At 44.4% G+C, this 15,353-nt stretch carries 7 protein-coding genes; all 7 read left to right on the top strand.

All coding sequences use genetic code 11. The features are described 5' to 3' along the window. Positions 1 to 237 precede the first annotated feature (237 nt). The 7 genes from DXA15_RS22405 to DXA15_RS22375 all read left to right on the top strand — a co-directional run bounded on the left by DXA15_RS22405 (position 238) and on the right by DXA15_RS22375 (position 14,980). Positions 238 to 3,396: a TonB-dependent receptor gene (locus DXA15_RS22405; RefSeq protein WP_009860375.1), complete on the top strand. Its 3,159-nt coding sequence runs from the start codon at positions 238 to 240 to the stop codon at positions 3,394 to 3,396. A 19-nt stretch (positions 3,397 to 3,415) separates the two neighbouring features. Further along, positions 3,416 to 4,954: a RagB/SusD family nutrient uptake outer membrane protein gene (locus tag DXA15_RS22400; RefSeq protein ID WP_128135495.1), complete on the top strand. Its 1,539-nt coding sequence runs from the start codon at positions 3,416 to 3,418 to the stop codon at positions 4,952 to 4,954. A 78-nt stretch (positions 4,955 to 5,032) separates the two neighbouring features. Then, complete coding sequence (locus DXA15_RS22395; RefSeq protein ID WP_158579700.1) at positions 5,033 to 6,520, top strand: aryl-sulfate sulfotransferase; 1,488 nt, start codon at positions 5,033 to 5,035, stop codon at positions 6,518 to 6,520. Position 6,521: 1 nt separating this feature from the next. After that, positions 6,522 to 7,700, top strand: a complete 1,179-nt coding sequence (chrA, locus tag DXA15_RS22390) for a chromate efflux transporter (protein ID WP_158579699.1) — start codon at positions 6,522 to 6,524, stop codon at positions 7,698 to 7,700. Between the two features lie 4 nt (positions 7,701 to 7,704). Continuing rightward, on the top strand, positions 7,705 to 8,712 hold the full coding sequence (locus tag DXA15_RS22385; protein ID WP_128135492.1) for a sulfotransferase: 1,008 nt from the start codon (positions 7,705 to 7,707) through the stop codon (positions 8,710 to 8,712). Between the two features lie 19 nt (positions 8,713 to 8,731). Further along, the gene (locus DXA15_RS22380; protein ID WP_128135491.1) at positions 8,732 to 11,716 is read left to right on the top strand and encodes a glycoside hydrolase domain-containing protein; all 2,985 of its coding nucleotides are present in this window, start codon (positions 8,732 to 8,734) and stop codon (positions 11,714 to 11,716) included. A gap of 102 nt (positions 11,717 to 11,818) precedes the next feature. Beyond that, entirely contained in the window at positions 11,819 to 14,980 is a 3,162-nt protein-coding gene (locus DXA15_RS22375; RefSeq protein ID WP_128135490.1) for a DUF5107 domain-containing protein, read from the top strand. The last annotated feature ends 373 nt before the right edge of the window (positions 14,981 to 15,353 follow it).

Raw genomic sequence — 15,353 nt, 5'->3', positions numbered from 1 at the left:
TAAAAATACGCTAACGCGGGTTTCTTATATTAAAAAAAATAAGAATTTAACACTCTTTTCACTCAAATCTTTATGAACAGGAGTCTTCTAAAGCCTTTTTTACATATTTCTCTTTTTAAGTTTTCTCTGTTTTGAAAGAGTTCTTATCGAACTCAGGTTAATTGTTGGTATTCTGACAAGTTTGCTGTAAAGAGTGATGCAATTGTAATGCAGATATAAATCTAATAATTCAAGTTTATGAACAACGCTTTACTGAAAGACAATCTTGCTGCAAAAGCAGTGGATTCTCAGACGCGGAAGGTGTTTTCAAGGTCCGGTCTTATAGCTGGATTATGTTTATCTTCCCTCGTTTCTTCGTATGCTATTCCAAATGGAGTGGATGCAACGAAAGCAAAGAATGAAAGTGTTATGATCACTCAACAGGCTAAAAAGGTGTCGGGTGTAGTAACGGACAATGCCGGAGGACCCATACCTGGTGCCAATGTTGTACAGAAAGGAACCACAAATGGTACAGTTACCGATATGGACGGTAAGTATACCCTGGATGTACCTAATAATGCAACTCTGGTTATTTCTTTTATTGGTTATACTACGAAAGAAGTTAAGGTAGGTAGCCAGCCTGTGGTGAATGTCAGTTTGGCTGAAGAGGCAATTGGTCTGAATGAGGTCGTTGCCATTGGTTATGGTTATGTAAAGAAGAAAGACCTAACCGGCGCTGTTTCTACTGTATCAGCAGATGACATGGTACTGGGCGGTACGGTGAGTAACGCAGCCCAGGCGTTGCAAGGTAAAACGGCAGGTGTACAGGTTTCACAGAGTTCTAAAGCCCCGGGTGGTACTATTTCGGTACGTGTTCGTGGTAACAACTCAATCTCGTCTACCAACGAACCGCTCTATGTGGTGGATGGTTTCCCTTCTTCCGAAGGCTTGAACCTGAACCCGAATGATATTGAATCCATGCAGATCCTGAAAGATGCGTCGGCCACGGCTATTTATGGAGCACGTGGAGCGAACGGGGTCGTATTGATTACAACGAAACGAGGAAAAGCTGGCGAAAACAAAATTTCTTACAGTGGGTATTTGGGAACCCAGAAGGTGGATAATCCGTTTGAGTTTATCAATGCAAAGGATTATATGAACTTGCAAAACGCTTTGTATCAGGAGATCGACGGTCAGGAAGGTAATCCGAACGGAGCTTATACGCCGTCTCAGTTGCAGTCTACCGTAGATACCGATTGGTTGGATGTCTGTACACGCCTGGCTTTGGTACAGGATCATAATATTCAGTTCCGTGGAGGTTCTGAAAAGACAAAGGTATTGACCAGTTTGGGATATTATAAGCAAGAGGGTGTTTTGAAGAATACAGATTTTAACCGTATTTCCGGACGTGTGAATGTAGACCAAACTATCAACGATTTCATAAAAGCTGGTGCTACGATGTATGCCCATCGCGAGCGTTCGAACGCTCAAACCTATAGCGGAAATATTTTGGGTGAGAACGTCATGTTGAGTGTGATGGGTTATGATCCGACAGTAAAGCCTTACAATGAAGATGGCACGTATGGGCGCGTTCCGGGAGGTCGTGGGGATAATCCGTTGGCCAATTTGCTGGAGCGTAAAAAAGAGGTGGTAAATGACAAGTTCAACGGGACAGCTTTCCTTGAAGTTCATCCGTTTGAGGGATTTACAGCCAAAGCTACAGCCGGTGTCGAATTGTTGCATAATTTCAAAGGATCTTATTTGCCGAAATCTACTACTTATGCAGGAGAAATAGAAGGTGGTATTGCTTCTACGTATGATTTCAGGGCAACCCGGCAGGTATTTGAAGGCATTTTAAATTATATGAAGACTTTCAACAATATGCATGACTTGAATGTGATGTTGGGATATTCGTATGAGAAGTACAGTGCAGAATCTCGTTCAGCAAACGGAAAAGGTTTCTCTACCGATTTATTCGAATGGAACAATTTGGGAGCAGCTTCCATTAAAGGGGTCTCTTCTTCCAAGACAGAAAATTTGTTGGCCTCATTCTTCGGTCGTGTGAATTATACGTTCAATGATAAGTATTTGGCAACGGTAACGGTTCGTCGGGATGGTTCTTCCCGATTTGGAGCGAACAACCATTGGGGAACATTCCCGTCGGGTTCTTTGGCTTGGCGTGCCAGCGAAGAAGATTTTGTAAAGAATTGGGGTGTTTTCAGCAACTTGAAAGTACGTGCCGGTTACGGTGTTACGGGTAACGAACGTATTGGAGATTATGCTTCCTATGCATTGGTTTCTACCAACCATGTCACATTGGACGGTTCAAGCAATATACCGGGTACGCATCTTAGTCAAAGCAGTCCTGAGAACGCCAGTTTGAAATGGGAAACGACTACTCAGTATAATGTCGGTTTTGATATGGGATTTTTTAATAACCGTTTGTCTGTTACGTTGGATGGTTACTGGAAAAAGACAAAAGATTTGTTACTGAAAGTTTCCTTACCTTATTATACCGGCTTTACTTCCGGTCAGCAGAATGTAGGTGAAATTTCGAATCGTGGTTTTGAATTGGACATTACTTCTCATAACTTAACTGGTGATTTCGTTTGGGATACCAAGTTTAATTTGGCACTCAATCGAAACAAGGTATTGGACTTGGGTAGTAGTGGCGACATACGTATTACTTCTGCTAAACCGGTTGGTACTGTATCGGAAAATGCTTACGCGATTGTACGCGAGGGAGAACCATTGGGCTCTTTGTATGGCTGGAAGTATATAGGTGTATTGCAAGAAGGTGAATCGTATGCTCCACAGCCTAATTCAAAACCAGGTGATCCGAAATTCGAGGATGTGAATAATGATGGTAAAATCGATGCAGATGACCGTACAATTATAGGCAATGCCAATCCGGATTTGATTTTTGGTTTGACCAACAATTTTGCCTGGAAAGGATTTGATTTGTCAATTTTCTTCCAAGGATCTATCGGTAACGATTTGTTGAACATGACACGTATGAACTTGGAGTGGAAACGTACAACAGACGCTTTGAATCGTTGGACGCCTTCGAACACGAATACGGATATTCCGCGTAACGGTTTCTACTATTCGCAGTATGGTGGATATGTGAATGATCATTTTATCGAGGACGCTTCATTCCTTCGTCTGAAGAATCTGACATTGGGTTATACGATTCCGTTTAAAAAGGTGGTAAGTTCTTGCCGGGTTTATTTCTCAGCTGAAAACCTGTTTACAATCACAGGTTATTCCGGTTGGGATCCTGAAGTGGATACGAAAGCAAATGAAGCTGCAAAGTCTGGTGGCAGCCAACAAACGGCGAATGCTGGTGCAGGTATGGATTTCAATGCTTATCCTGCTATGCGTACTTATACGGTAGGTTTGAATATTACATTCTAATGGAAAGGAGAATTTAGAAATGAGTTATAAGAAATATTTATTAGGTCTGGTTACGATGGGATTGGTTTCGGCTTGTACTGATCTGGATCCGGAAATATATAGTAATCTGACAACAGCAAATGCTTATAGTACGGAATCGGATATTGAAGCAGCCGTAGTGGGATTGTATTCGGATATGAATCCTTATCCGGGGGATGCTTGGTTATATTACGGGGGGTATATGATTATGATTACCGACTACGCTACCGATATAGGTTATTCTACTGCTGCCGGCGACCCGACTAAACTGAGCAATATGACGTATGATGCCAGCAACCGCTATTTCAGCAACAACTGGAGGGATATGTATAATGTGGTATCGAATGCCAATACGATTCTGGATAATGTAGATGCTGTTAATATGTCAGAAGAAAAGAAGAACCAGGTGAAGGGACAGGCTAAATTCTTGCGGGCGATGGCTTATCGTGATTTGACAGATGCATGGGGAGCAGTTCCTTTTATCACATCGTTGGTGAAGAATCCGTTTACCATGAATGATGCGGCATTGACTCCGGTAGCCGAAATTGAAGCGACATTGATTTCTGATTTGAAAGAATGTATCAACCTTTTGCCGGCTAGCTGGAGTGGCCAGGATCTGGCTCGTGCCACGAGTGGAGCCGCAGCTACGTTGCTAGGAAAGATCTACTTGCGTAACCATGATTATGCCAATGCGAAAACGTATATCGACATGGTGTTGAACAGTGGCCAGTATGAGTTGGAAAGTGATTTCAAATATGTATGGTCGGAAAACAACAAATATGGAAAGGAGATGATTTTTGCTTTATTGCATGAAACGGGAAATAATGCTGCCGAGATTGCCTGTCACTTTGGTCCCTCGGATCATCCGGAAGTACCGGGGCGTTGGCAATATTATGGCGTATCCCTTCCGTTTTGGCGTAGTTATGACAAAGAAGATCCACGCCGTGAGTTCTTTTATTATGATTATACGGGAGATGCAAAACGTGATGATCAATCTGATTACGGTTTCCATTACATGGTTCCGGAAGAGGGGGTAACGGTTGTTCCGAATGATACGACCAAGTATATGCAGAATGTAGCTACCATGAAATATACGTACGATATGATTTCGGACGCTTATTATGACGGACGTACGATTTGTATTTTCCGCTTGTCGGATGTTATTCTTTGCAAGGCGGAAATCGAGAATAATTTGAACGGTCCGGCTGCGGCTCTTCCTTATTTGAATCAAATTCGTGCTCGTGCCGGTGCTCCGGAATATGGAAAGCATAATCGTTTCCCGGCTCCTTCAACAAAAGAAGCGATGAATGATGCTATTCTTAAAGAACGTGGTTATGAACTTGTGTTTGAATTCCAGCGTCGCGCAGACTTGATTCGTTTTGGAAAATATGAGGAAGTCGTAAATGCACATTTAAAGAAGTTGGGTATCGCCCAACCGACAAATGTAACTTCTGATTTGCGGCATTTCCCGTATCCATTGAACGATGCACAATTGAATCCGAATTTGGCAGCTGAGAATCCTTCACGGTTACCGAAATAAGTAATTGAGAGGGGATGTGTTGCAGGCAAGGGGTTGTTGCACATCCTCTTTTTATTTAATTTAATAGTTAAAATGGATATGAAGCGTTTGATTGTAATGATTGGTGTTATAGTCTGTGTCGTGTTGGTGTTTTTTTGTTGGATGGATAAGAATACATTGAAATCTATTACTTTAACTTCTCCCAATAACACAGCAATGTATAATAAGGTCGATATTTTGTTGGCAAAATCGGCTCCGGTATATATTGAATATACGGAAAAGAAGACAGGGAAATCGTATCGTACCCGGACTTCCCATGCAGACACGCTTCATCATATTGATTTACTACTTTTAAAGGCCAATACTGAATATACATATCGTGTTATTATAGATAATTTGTTTAAACAAAAATCAAAAGAACTGACTTTTAAAACCCGTGAGCAGTCTTCTTGGTTGGTTAATCATTGGTTTAATGAGCAGCATCCGCATGACACAACTGCTTTGGGAGATGGAATGATATTAGTTTGTTTTGGCCGCTTGCCAGGCTACATGGCATTGATCGATAATGAGGGTGAAGTACGTTGGGTTTGGCAGGTGGATGATATTGGGGTACGTGCAGCTTCTATTACGCCGAGAGGTACTTTTCTGGCTATGTTACGACCGTTTGTCAAAGACTTTATTGATGATTATACAATGACTCCCGAACAAGTGCAGAAGGATGAACATAAGAAACCGATGCGCCGGGGATCAATTGGATTTGCCGGAGGGACTGCTTTGGCAGAGGTTTCGTTAACCGGTGAAACCATGTGGCGTGTTGATCTTAATAAAATGCGCGAAGAAAAAGATTATCAAGTAATTCATCATGATATATTAATGGATGAAAATCATCATATCCATACTTTATACCGTCCTAAAAAAGTGGCAGAAATACCTGTGAATGGAAAAATGGTGACAGATACGCTAGGTGGAGACGGAATCATGGTCATAGACACCCTCGGCAACGTTTTGGAAACTTGGTCGGCATGGGATGTCTGGAATGTTGCTAATGATCCTTATATTGATGAATACCGGTACGATCGTTTTCATATGAATGGCTTATGTTTTGATGAGGATGGAAATTATCTGTTATCCAATCCGATTGAAGATCAGATCTGGAAGATCGACCGCCAAAGTGGCGAATTACTTTGGAAATTCGGTCGGAACGGAGACTTTGAAATGGATACTACCGCATATTTCTCTTTCCAGCATTCTCCATATATAACCGAACATGGAGACTTGATGCTTTTTGATAACGGTTTATATAACAAACGTTCTGGAGCAAAATCCTTTAAATTGGATGAAAAGAACATGACAGCAGAAACGGTTATAAATGCCGTTTTACCTCCTGACAAATATACTTCCCGCATGGGAAATGCTTATTTGTTGCCGAATGGGAATTTGCTACAGACCAGTTCGAAGACTGGTTCGATCATGGTAACCGACAAAGAAGGTAAGGTCCTTTGGGAAAGTGTCATGTATTATGCACCTTATCGAGCGATATACGTACCAATGGAAACCTGGGATAAATATTTTAAAGAAATTAAGTAAAATGGGGCAGGCTTCACTTCTCTATATATTTCTTACGTTCCTTAAATTAGGAGCTACGGCATTTGGTGGATATATGTCGCTTATTGCTATTGTCCAAAAGCAGTTGGTAGAAGTGGACAAAAAGCTGAAAGAAGAAGATTTGCTGGATGGTATTTCATTGACGTCTGTGTTACCGGGGCCTTTTGCGGTGAATACAATCACTTATATCGGGTACCGCCTGAGGGGAATTTCTGGGGCAGTCGTTGCTTTTATCGGGATTATTATTCCTTCTTTTTTGTTGGTTGTATTTCTTTCATGGCTGTATTTTTCCTATGGCAATATTCCGGCAGTTAAAAATATATTCAGCGGAATAACTCCTGCCATCACAGCCCTGATCGCTACGGTAGCGATCGGGATGATGCGGAAAACCGTGAAAGTTCCTGCGCAATGGAGTATTTGTTTGTTGGCTGCTTTATTATTGATTTTTATCGGAGGTTTTGTGGTTACGTTCTTATTGCTTATAGGTAGTGGACTAGCTGGCGTTGTTCTGTTTCGTCAGCTTGCTGAGACAGATGTGATACCTGCCGGTAAGGATCTTATAGGCAGAAAACAATGGATCGTATCTGGTATAATGTTATTATTGTTGCTTTGCACGTTGTTATGGAGCGGGCAGAATCTGGATGTTCCGCAAAATGTTCAGATTTTATCTACTTTTTCTGGAATAAGCCTTACTTTGTTTGGTGGAGGTTATGTCGTTATTCCGGCATTACATGAATTGTTCGTGGAGAATCTGCAGTGGCTTACTTCGGCAGAGTTTGCGGATGGGATTGCTATCGGGCAGATCACTCCCGGACCTATTTTTATTACGGCGGCTTTTATCGGTTATAAAGTGGCTGGGGTGTCGGGTGCTTTGCTGGCTACCATTGCCATGTTTACTCCTCCGGCTATCTTGACGGTTTTGTTATCCCGCTTTGTAGATGCATTAAATCATTCTTCTGTAGTGAAAGCAGCGATGAAAGGCATTCGGGCGGCTGTTGTCGGAATGATAGTTGCATCGACAATATCAATCGGGCAGACCATTACGCTGTCGGTGGCTGCTGCTGTCATTTTTATTACTACATTCTTTATCTCATTTAAATACACAATTAGTCCGATCTATCTGATCCTTGGAGCAGGTGTGGCGGGTTTTATCTTATTCTAATTCTATGAATACAATACAAGGAATACAAATGATTGGAACGCAACGATCCGGTTCCAATTTGCTGCGTGTGATGCTGGATGGTATAGAACAGATTGTCGCTCCGCATCCGCCGCATATTCTTCAGCGTTTTCTACCTTTATTACCCAAATATGGTGATCTGGCGGATCGATCGAATTTCTATCGACTGGCAGCGGACGTTTGCCAACTGGTCACAGTAAATCCTGTGCCTTGGGAGGGGATAAGCATTCGAACCGACGAAATACTGGCCGCCTGCAAACAACAGACAATATATGAACTGTTCCGTGTGATCTATGAAACGGCCGCCCGTCAAAGCGGAACTTCTTTTTGGCTTTGTAAGAGCATGAAGAATATGTTTTATGCTGAAGGGATCGAATCTACGGGGATTCAACCTTATTACATCTATCTTTATCGGGACGGACGTGATGTTGCTCTCTCTTTTAAAAAGGCGATTGTAGGAGAAAAACATATTTATGCGCTGGCTCAGAACTGGAGGAAGGATCAGGAAGCAGCACTTCGCTTAAAAGAGAAAACTGCAGAAGATCATTTCTTTATGCTGAATTACGAAACGCTGATTGCCAACCCAGAAGAAATGGTACGTAGCCTTTGTGAATTTTTGCATGTTCCATATTCCGATCGGGTAATGGAATACTATAAGAGCCGGGAGTCTAAAAATACAGCCGTAGCTGGTAAGATGTGGTCGAATGTAACCATACCGATCCTAAAAAATAATACGAATAAGTTTCTACATGAACTATCTTCGGAAGATATTGCTATCTTTGAATCCGTAGCAGGAGACCTTTTGCTGCAATTAGGGTATTCTTTATGTACTCCCCCAGATCTATTGAGAGATAGCTTTTCTGACAGGGAGATAGTTCTTTTTAATGAAGAAAATATTCGCCTAAAGAATGCTTTCATTCAGCAGGCTGATCCGGCTGATTTGGAGAAAAGGCGTCCGCAGGATGAATTGATCAATCGAATTAAACAATATTAATCGTTAAATACTAATGCGTATGAAGCAAATGCTATTTACTCTATTTTGTTTGTTTACTTTTAGTAACTTACACGCTCAGACCGTGCCTTCCGGCGAATTGTATGGATTGGGAAACTGGGATGCCGACTCGCTGGGTAATCACCGGGTGGTTGTCTCCGTAGAGAGACCGGCGGATGCGGTACTGGCTACTATCGAATGGCGCCGCCGTGACCTGAATCCGGAAGATAAGAATCTGATCGTAGTGGATGCGACGACCGGAAAACGGATTACCAATGTATGCCGTTTCGCTGTGAACCGGGAGAGAGGGGAAGTGGCTTTCCAGCCGCAGACTGTTCCGGGAGAGTATTACATTTATTACCTGAAAAATGTGATGAGCGGCAGCCGTTATTATCCGACTGTCAATTATCCTCCTTTCGAGAATACCGCTTCGGCCGACTGGATAAAGAAAAATAAATTGTCGGGCAAGAAAGCTCCTTCGCTTCCGGCTGCCAGGATCGTGCAGTTCCAGGCGATCGACCAGTTGAATAGTTTTTATCCGATGGAGGTGATCGCGACGGCCGACGAGACTGCCCGGTTGTTGAAAAAACGTCCTTCCGAGAACTATATTTTGTTTACCGAGGACCGGAAATATCCGATTCGCATGACGACCGATATCCCTTATAAGTGGATTGCCGATGACCGGCACGATACCTTTACGGGAGAGGCCGATAAAGGCGAATATTATGTCTTCCAGTTGGGCGTATGGGCGGCCCGTACGGATGTGGAGAATCTGCATGTGGACTTTTCGGCTCTGTCTAATGCAGTGACCGGCGAGCAGATACCCGCCTCTTCGTTTACCTGTTTCAATACGGAAGGGACGGATGTGACGGGAACCGTATTTAAGAAGAACTGTTCCGTCGAACAGGGTAAGGTACAGGCTTTATGGATCGGTACACAACTGCCGGATCATCTTTCTTCGGGAACTTATCAGGGGACGGTGACGGTCTCTGCTGCCAATGCGGAAAGTAAAACGGTGCAGGTCTCTTTGCATGTATCTGAAAATGTAATAGCGAATCACGGTGATAATGAACCCTGGCGCCATTCCCGTCTGCGGTGGCTCAATTCGCAGATAGGTTTTGATGACGAGGTGATCGCTCCTTATACACCGCTGGTGATGAAAGATAAGACAATCGGTTGCCTGGGGCGTGAGGTTACGCTTTCGTCTTTGGGATTGCCTGCCGGCATTACCAGTTATTTTAAGGAAACGATGACGGGAATCGGAACCGACGGACGGTCTGTCTTATCGGCTCCGATGGAACTGGCAGCGGATGGCGGTACCTGGGAGAATCTGAACTTTGAGATCACAAAGCGCAAACAGGGAGCTATCGCTTGGAAGGCTTTGAACCAGAACAGCCGTTTCCTGATGGACCTGGAAGGAGAGATGGAATCGGATGGGAATATCGAATATAAAGTGACGCTGGTTGCCCGCGAAGATGCTTCCGTGGAAGATATAGGACTGCGTACGCATCTGGCACCCGGCATAGGACGTTATATGATGGGACTGGGAGAGAAAGGCGGTTATTGCCCGAAAGACCTCCGCTGGAAATGGAACGTGGAGAAAAACCAGGATGGCCCCTGGGTGGGCGATGTCAATGCCGGCCTCCAGATTCGTTTCTATGATAATACGTACGAACGACCACTGAATACGAATTTCTATCACCAGAAGCCGCTGCATATGCCCGTTTCCTGGTGCAATAACGGGAACGGCGGCATCGATATCAACAATGCTGCCGACGGCACACGAATCAATGCCTATTCCGGGAAGCGGGAGGTGAAGAAGGGAGACAGACTGTATTATTATTTTAATATCGCCATCACCCCGTTCCGTCCGATCGATACCGATAAGCAATGGCGCGAGCGTTATTATCATAGTTATGACTTTATCGACAAGGTGGAGAAGCTGGGCGCCAACGTGCTCAATATCCATCACGCGACAGGTATTAACCCGTTTATCAACTATCCGTTCCTGCGGACGAAGGAGATGAAGGCATATATCGACGGAGCGCATGCGCGGGATATGAAGGTGAAGATTTATAATACGGTTCGTGAACTGTCTAACAGTTGTGTGGAGATGTTCGCTTTGCGGAGCCTGGGGAATGAGATTTTCTCGGAAGGTCCCGGCGGCGGTTTCTCCTGGTTGCAGGAACATTTGGATCAGAACTACATCGACGCTTGGTTTGTGCCTCACCTGAAAGATGCGGCAATCGTAAACAGCGGTGTTTCCCGTTGGCATAATTATTATCTGGAAGGTCTCGACTGGCTGGTAAAGAACGTGGGTATCGATGGCCTGTATATCGATGACCTGGCATTCGACCGCATGACGATGAAGCGCATCCGAAAGATCATGAACCGTACGAATCCGGGCGCGATGATCGACCTGCATTCGGCAAACCAGTATAATGAGCGCGACGGCTTTGCCAACAGTGCGAACCTTTATCTCGAACATTTCCCGTATCTTGACCGCCTGTGGTTCGGCGAGTATTTCAATTATGATTTTCCTCCTGAGTTCTGGTTGATCGAGGTTTCAGGTATTCCTTACGGACTGATGGGGGAAATGCTGGAAGGTGGCGGCAACCCGTGGCGGGGAATGTTGTATGGCATGACCGGCCGCAGCCCTCGTGTAGATAATGGTCCGTTGTGGAAGTTATGGGATTCGTTCGGTATGCAGCACAGCGAAATGATCGGCTACTGGGTGAAAGATAATCCGGTAAAGACAAACAGCGAAAAGACATTGGCGACTATCTACCGCCATACAGGAGAAAAAACATTGATCTCGCTGGCAACCTGGGAAGATACGGATGCTAAAGTGACTCTTTCCGTGGATTGGGCAGCGCTTGGCCTGGATCCGTCGAAAGTAACGTTGTATGCACCGGAAATAGAGAATTTCCAACAGGAGGGTAACTGGAAGCCCGGCGATGAGATCGTTGTTCCAAAAGGTAAGGGTTTGTTAATTATTGCAAAATAATATCTTCCGATATAGTATAATTTACTGGAAATGTACTCCTTAATCGTATATAAGGAGGATTAAACTCCTTATATACATTATTGTCCATATAAATGAATTACCATGAAAAAGATTCTCATTCTTCTTTGTGCAACTTCTTTGTTGCAACCTTTGTTTGCACAGCAAGCGACTGTAACCGAGACAGTAGAGACGGTTAAAACCTATCCGTTCTCTGATCCTGATCCGGTGGCTGATCCTTCCGATCTGTTCTATCCTTATTTCCGTTTTGACGGTTTTTCTGCTAAAGGAACCAACCAGCAATGGAAAGTAGTCTCTCTTGAAAATGATTATATCAAACTGACTCTTTTTCCCGAGATAGGTGGAAAAATATGGGGAGCCGTGGATAAAACGACCGGTAAGGAGTTTATCTACAATAACCATGTCGTGAAGTTTCGTGATATAGCCATGCGCGGTCCCTGGACATCGGGTGGTATCGAGTTCAACTTCGGTATTATTGGTCATGCACCGACTTCCAGTACGCCGGTCGACTATGTGACCCGGCAGAAACCGGACGGAAGTGTGAGTTGTTATGTCTCTTCTTATGAACTGGTTACCCGGACACTGTGGACCGTGGAGGTGAATCTGCCGAAAGATAAGGCTTACTTTACGACAACAACGACCTGGTATAACAGTTCATCCATTGATCAACCTTACTATCAGTGGATGAATGCCGGCTATCCGGCAGTCGGAAATGCCGAGTTCTGTTATCCTGGGACCAATTATATCGGACACGGAGGCGAGCTCCATTCTTTTCCTTTGGATGAACAGGGGCGCGACATCTCCTGGTATGAAAAGAATGATTTCGGTAATTCCAAATCTTATCATATCGTAGGGAAATATAACGATTTCTACGGCGCTTACTGGCATGACAACGATTTTGGTTCCATCCATCATGCCGATTATGACGAGAAACTGGGTATGAAGATTTTCCTTTGGGGGCTTTCCCGAGAGGGAGGTATTTGGGAAGACTTACTGACGGATACCGACGGCCAGTATATCGAACTGCAATCGGGTCGCATGTATAATCAGCCGGCTTCCAACAGTGCGTTTACCCCTTATAAACATACGGCATTCGGTCCGCAGGCGACCGATCAATGGACGGAATACTGGTTTCCGGTAAAAGAAATAAAAGGAGTCTCAAAGGCGAGTCGTATCGGAGCGCTTAACGTGTTGAGGGAAGATGGTTTTCTGAAGTTGTATTTCTCTCCTTTGCAGAAATTATCTACAACCATAAAGCTCTATGAAGGAGAAAAGGAAGTGAACTCTATCCCATTGAACTGCGGTGTATTGGAAACGTGGAAAGATTCTATCCCATTGAATAAGGCTGTTACCGCTGGTAAACTGAAAGTCGTGGTAGGCGAAGACTTATTGGTGTATTCGGAGGTACTTTCGGATAACATCACCAGTCGCCCGAAACAATTGCCTGCCGATTTCGACTGGAACTCGGTATATGGTCTTTATACGCAGGGAGAGCAATGGATGAATCAGAAAGTGCTCGACAAGGCAGAGAAGTTCTTGCTGGCTTCCCTCGAAAAAGATTCTTATTTCGTACCTGCACTGACTGATCTTGCTTCCCTCTATTACCGCCAAGGACGTTATGCCGATGCGCTTGCCCGTTGCAAGACGGCATTAAGCATTAACACGTACGATGGGGATGTCAACTATCTGTATGGGTTGTGTAACCAGGCTTTGGGTAATCGTACGGATGCCAAAGACGGTTTTTCGATAGCTTCCTATTCTCCGGGAGTACGTAGTGCCGCTTACGAGAAACTGGCTGAGATGTTCCTGCTTGACAAGAACTGGGCAAAAGCTGAACATTATGCCTTGCGAAGTAAAGAGTTCAACCAAATGAATTTGAGCGCCGATCATGTTTTAATGGTGGTTTATCGTAAGACGAACCAACTGGAGAAAGCCAAAGCGCTTATCGAACCGCTGCTGGAGGAGCTTCCGTTGTATCATGCAGCACGTTTTGAACAACTCTATCAGGGCGACGGCTCCGGGCATCCGATAGATGATTTTCAGTCATTGATACGCAACGAACTTCCTTTTGAAACTTATATGGAGCTGGCTGAATGGTACGAATCGGTCGGTTGTACGGAAGAGGCTTTGTCTCTCTTGTCCTGTGCCGGCAACTATCCGGTTGCCCTCTACAAACAGGCTTACCTGTTGCACCGGACAGGCAATGACGATGAAAGCCTCCGCCTGCTGGAACGTGCTAATGAAGTTTCTCCGGAGATGGTCTTCCCTTTCCGGCCCAGCTCTTTGAAAGCGTTGGAATGGGCCGCAACCGTGCGTCCCGACTGGAAGATCAGTTATTATAAAGGCTTGATCTACTGGGCAAATCAAAACAGGGAGAAAGCATTGTCTTTGTTCAATGATTGCGGGGAGACCGGTTATGCCCCCTTCTATCTGAGCCGTGCTTCTTTGAAGAGTGGTGAAGAGCGGTTGGTAGACTTGCTGAAAGCGGAGCAGGTCGGAATGTCATGGCGTACGGGGTTTGCATTGATAAATCATTATACTGCGAACAACCAATGGCAGCAGGCTGTTGAGACCGGAAAGAAGTACATAAAGAAATATCCGTCTAATTATTATATCGGCCTGAAATATGCAAAGGCTTTATGTGAAACAGGCCAGTACCAGCCTTGCATTTCCTTACTGAACAAGATGCAGGTCCTTCCGAATGAAGGCTCGTATGCCGGACGTGCCGTTTATCGTGCCGCTAACCTGTACCAGGCAATGGAACAGCTGAGCCGGAAAAACTACAGGCAGGTCATGCGAAATGTGGAAGCCTCAAAGGAATGGCCCGAAAACTTGGGAGTAGGTAAACCTTATGACGATATGATCGATAGCCGTCTGGAAGATTATCTGGAAGCAAAAGCCTTGATGGGGCAGGGGGATAATCAAAAAGCAGCGACACTCTTGTCGTCTGTGGCCGGTTATAAAACGTCACGTTCCCGGTTTGGTTCCGGCAATCTCCTGACTGCACTGGCCTTGCGTGAGCTGGGAAAAGAAGTGGAAGCGGACCGTATGGTTGCCTCCTGGGAAACGGATTTCCCTGAAAACCGGATTACCCAGTGGTGTGCAGCCGTTTACCGCGGCGAGATGGAAAAAGCCTCCGGAATGCTCAAGTCCCGCAATGAACAAGCGGATACGACCCCGTGGGAAACTTCTTTCCGCGATTCCAATTTCGATCTGATCGTCCGCCTGTTTTCTACGGCAGACTAATGAATATAAAAGCCATTCACCTTCTTTGCAACTACAGCTATGCCGGAATGCGAGGTGTTGGGATATTATACATACGACGTGACCGACCTGTTGACCGATGGGGATAATTGCATTGTGCCCGTTTGAATCCGGCTTGGTACATAGTCTGTGTAAGCATACCTATGTCTATTGTATGGGTATCAATATAGTAGGTATCCCATCTAACGATACCGGCAGGCTATCTTTATTTGTGTGTAAATATATGTTATTTATTGTCCTTTATAAAAGTCTTTTATTGTCTATAAACTTAAGTGTATAGGGCGTTTTGTACAAAAAGAACCATTCTGTCATTTTTATAACATTTAAAGTCATTTTTCTAAACAATATTTATTTT

The sequence above is a fragment of the Parabacteroides sp. AM58-2XD genome, assembly GCF_003463685.1.
Lineage (GTDB): Bacteria > Bacteroidota > Bacteroidia > Bacteroidales > Tannerellaceae > Parabacteroides > Parabacteroides segnis.
This window is presented reverse-complemented; position numbering and strand designations above follow the sequence as displayed.

Coding starts and splice junctions, on each gene's coding strand:
- DXA15_RS22375 (WP_128135490.1), top strand. CDS start 11,819: ATGAAAAAGATTCTCATTCTTCTTTGTGCAACTTCTTTGTTGCAACCT.
- DXA15_RS22385 (WP_128135492.1), top strand. CDS start 7,705: ATGAATACAATACAAGGAATACAAATGATTGGAACGCAACGATCCGGT.
- DXA15_RS22400 (WP_128135495.1), top strand. CDS start 3,416: ATGAGTTATAAGAAATATTTATTAGGTCTGGTTACGATGGGATTGGTT.
- DXA15_RS22395 (WP_158579700.1), top strand. CDS start 5,033: ATGAAGCGTTTGATTGTAATGATTGGTGTTATAGTCTGTGTCGTGTTG.
- chrA (WP_158579699.1), top strand. CDS start 6,522: ATGGGGCAGGCTTCACTTCTCTATATATTTCTTACGTTCCTTAAATTA.
- DXA15_RS22380 (WP_128135491.1), top strand. CDS start 8,732: ATGAAGCAAATGCTATTTACTCTATTTTGTTTGTTTACTTTTAGTAAC.
- DXA15_RS22405 (WP_009860375.1), top strand. CDS start 238: ATGAACAACGCTTTACTGAAAGACAATCTTGCTGCAAAAGCAGTGGAT.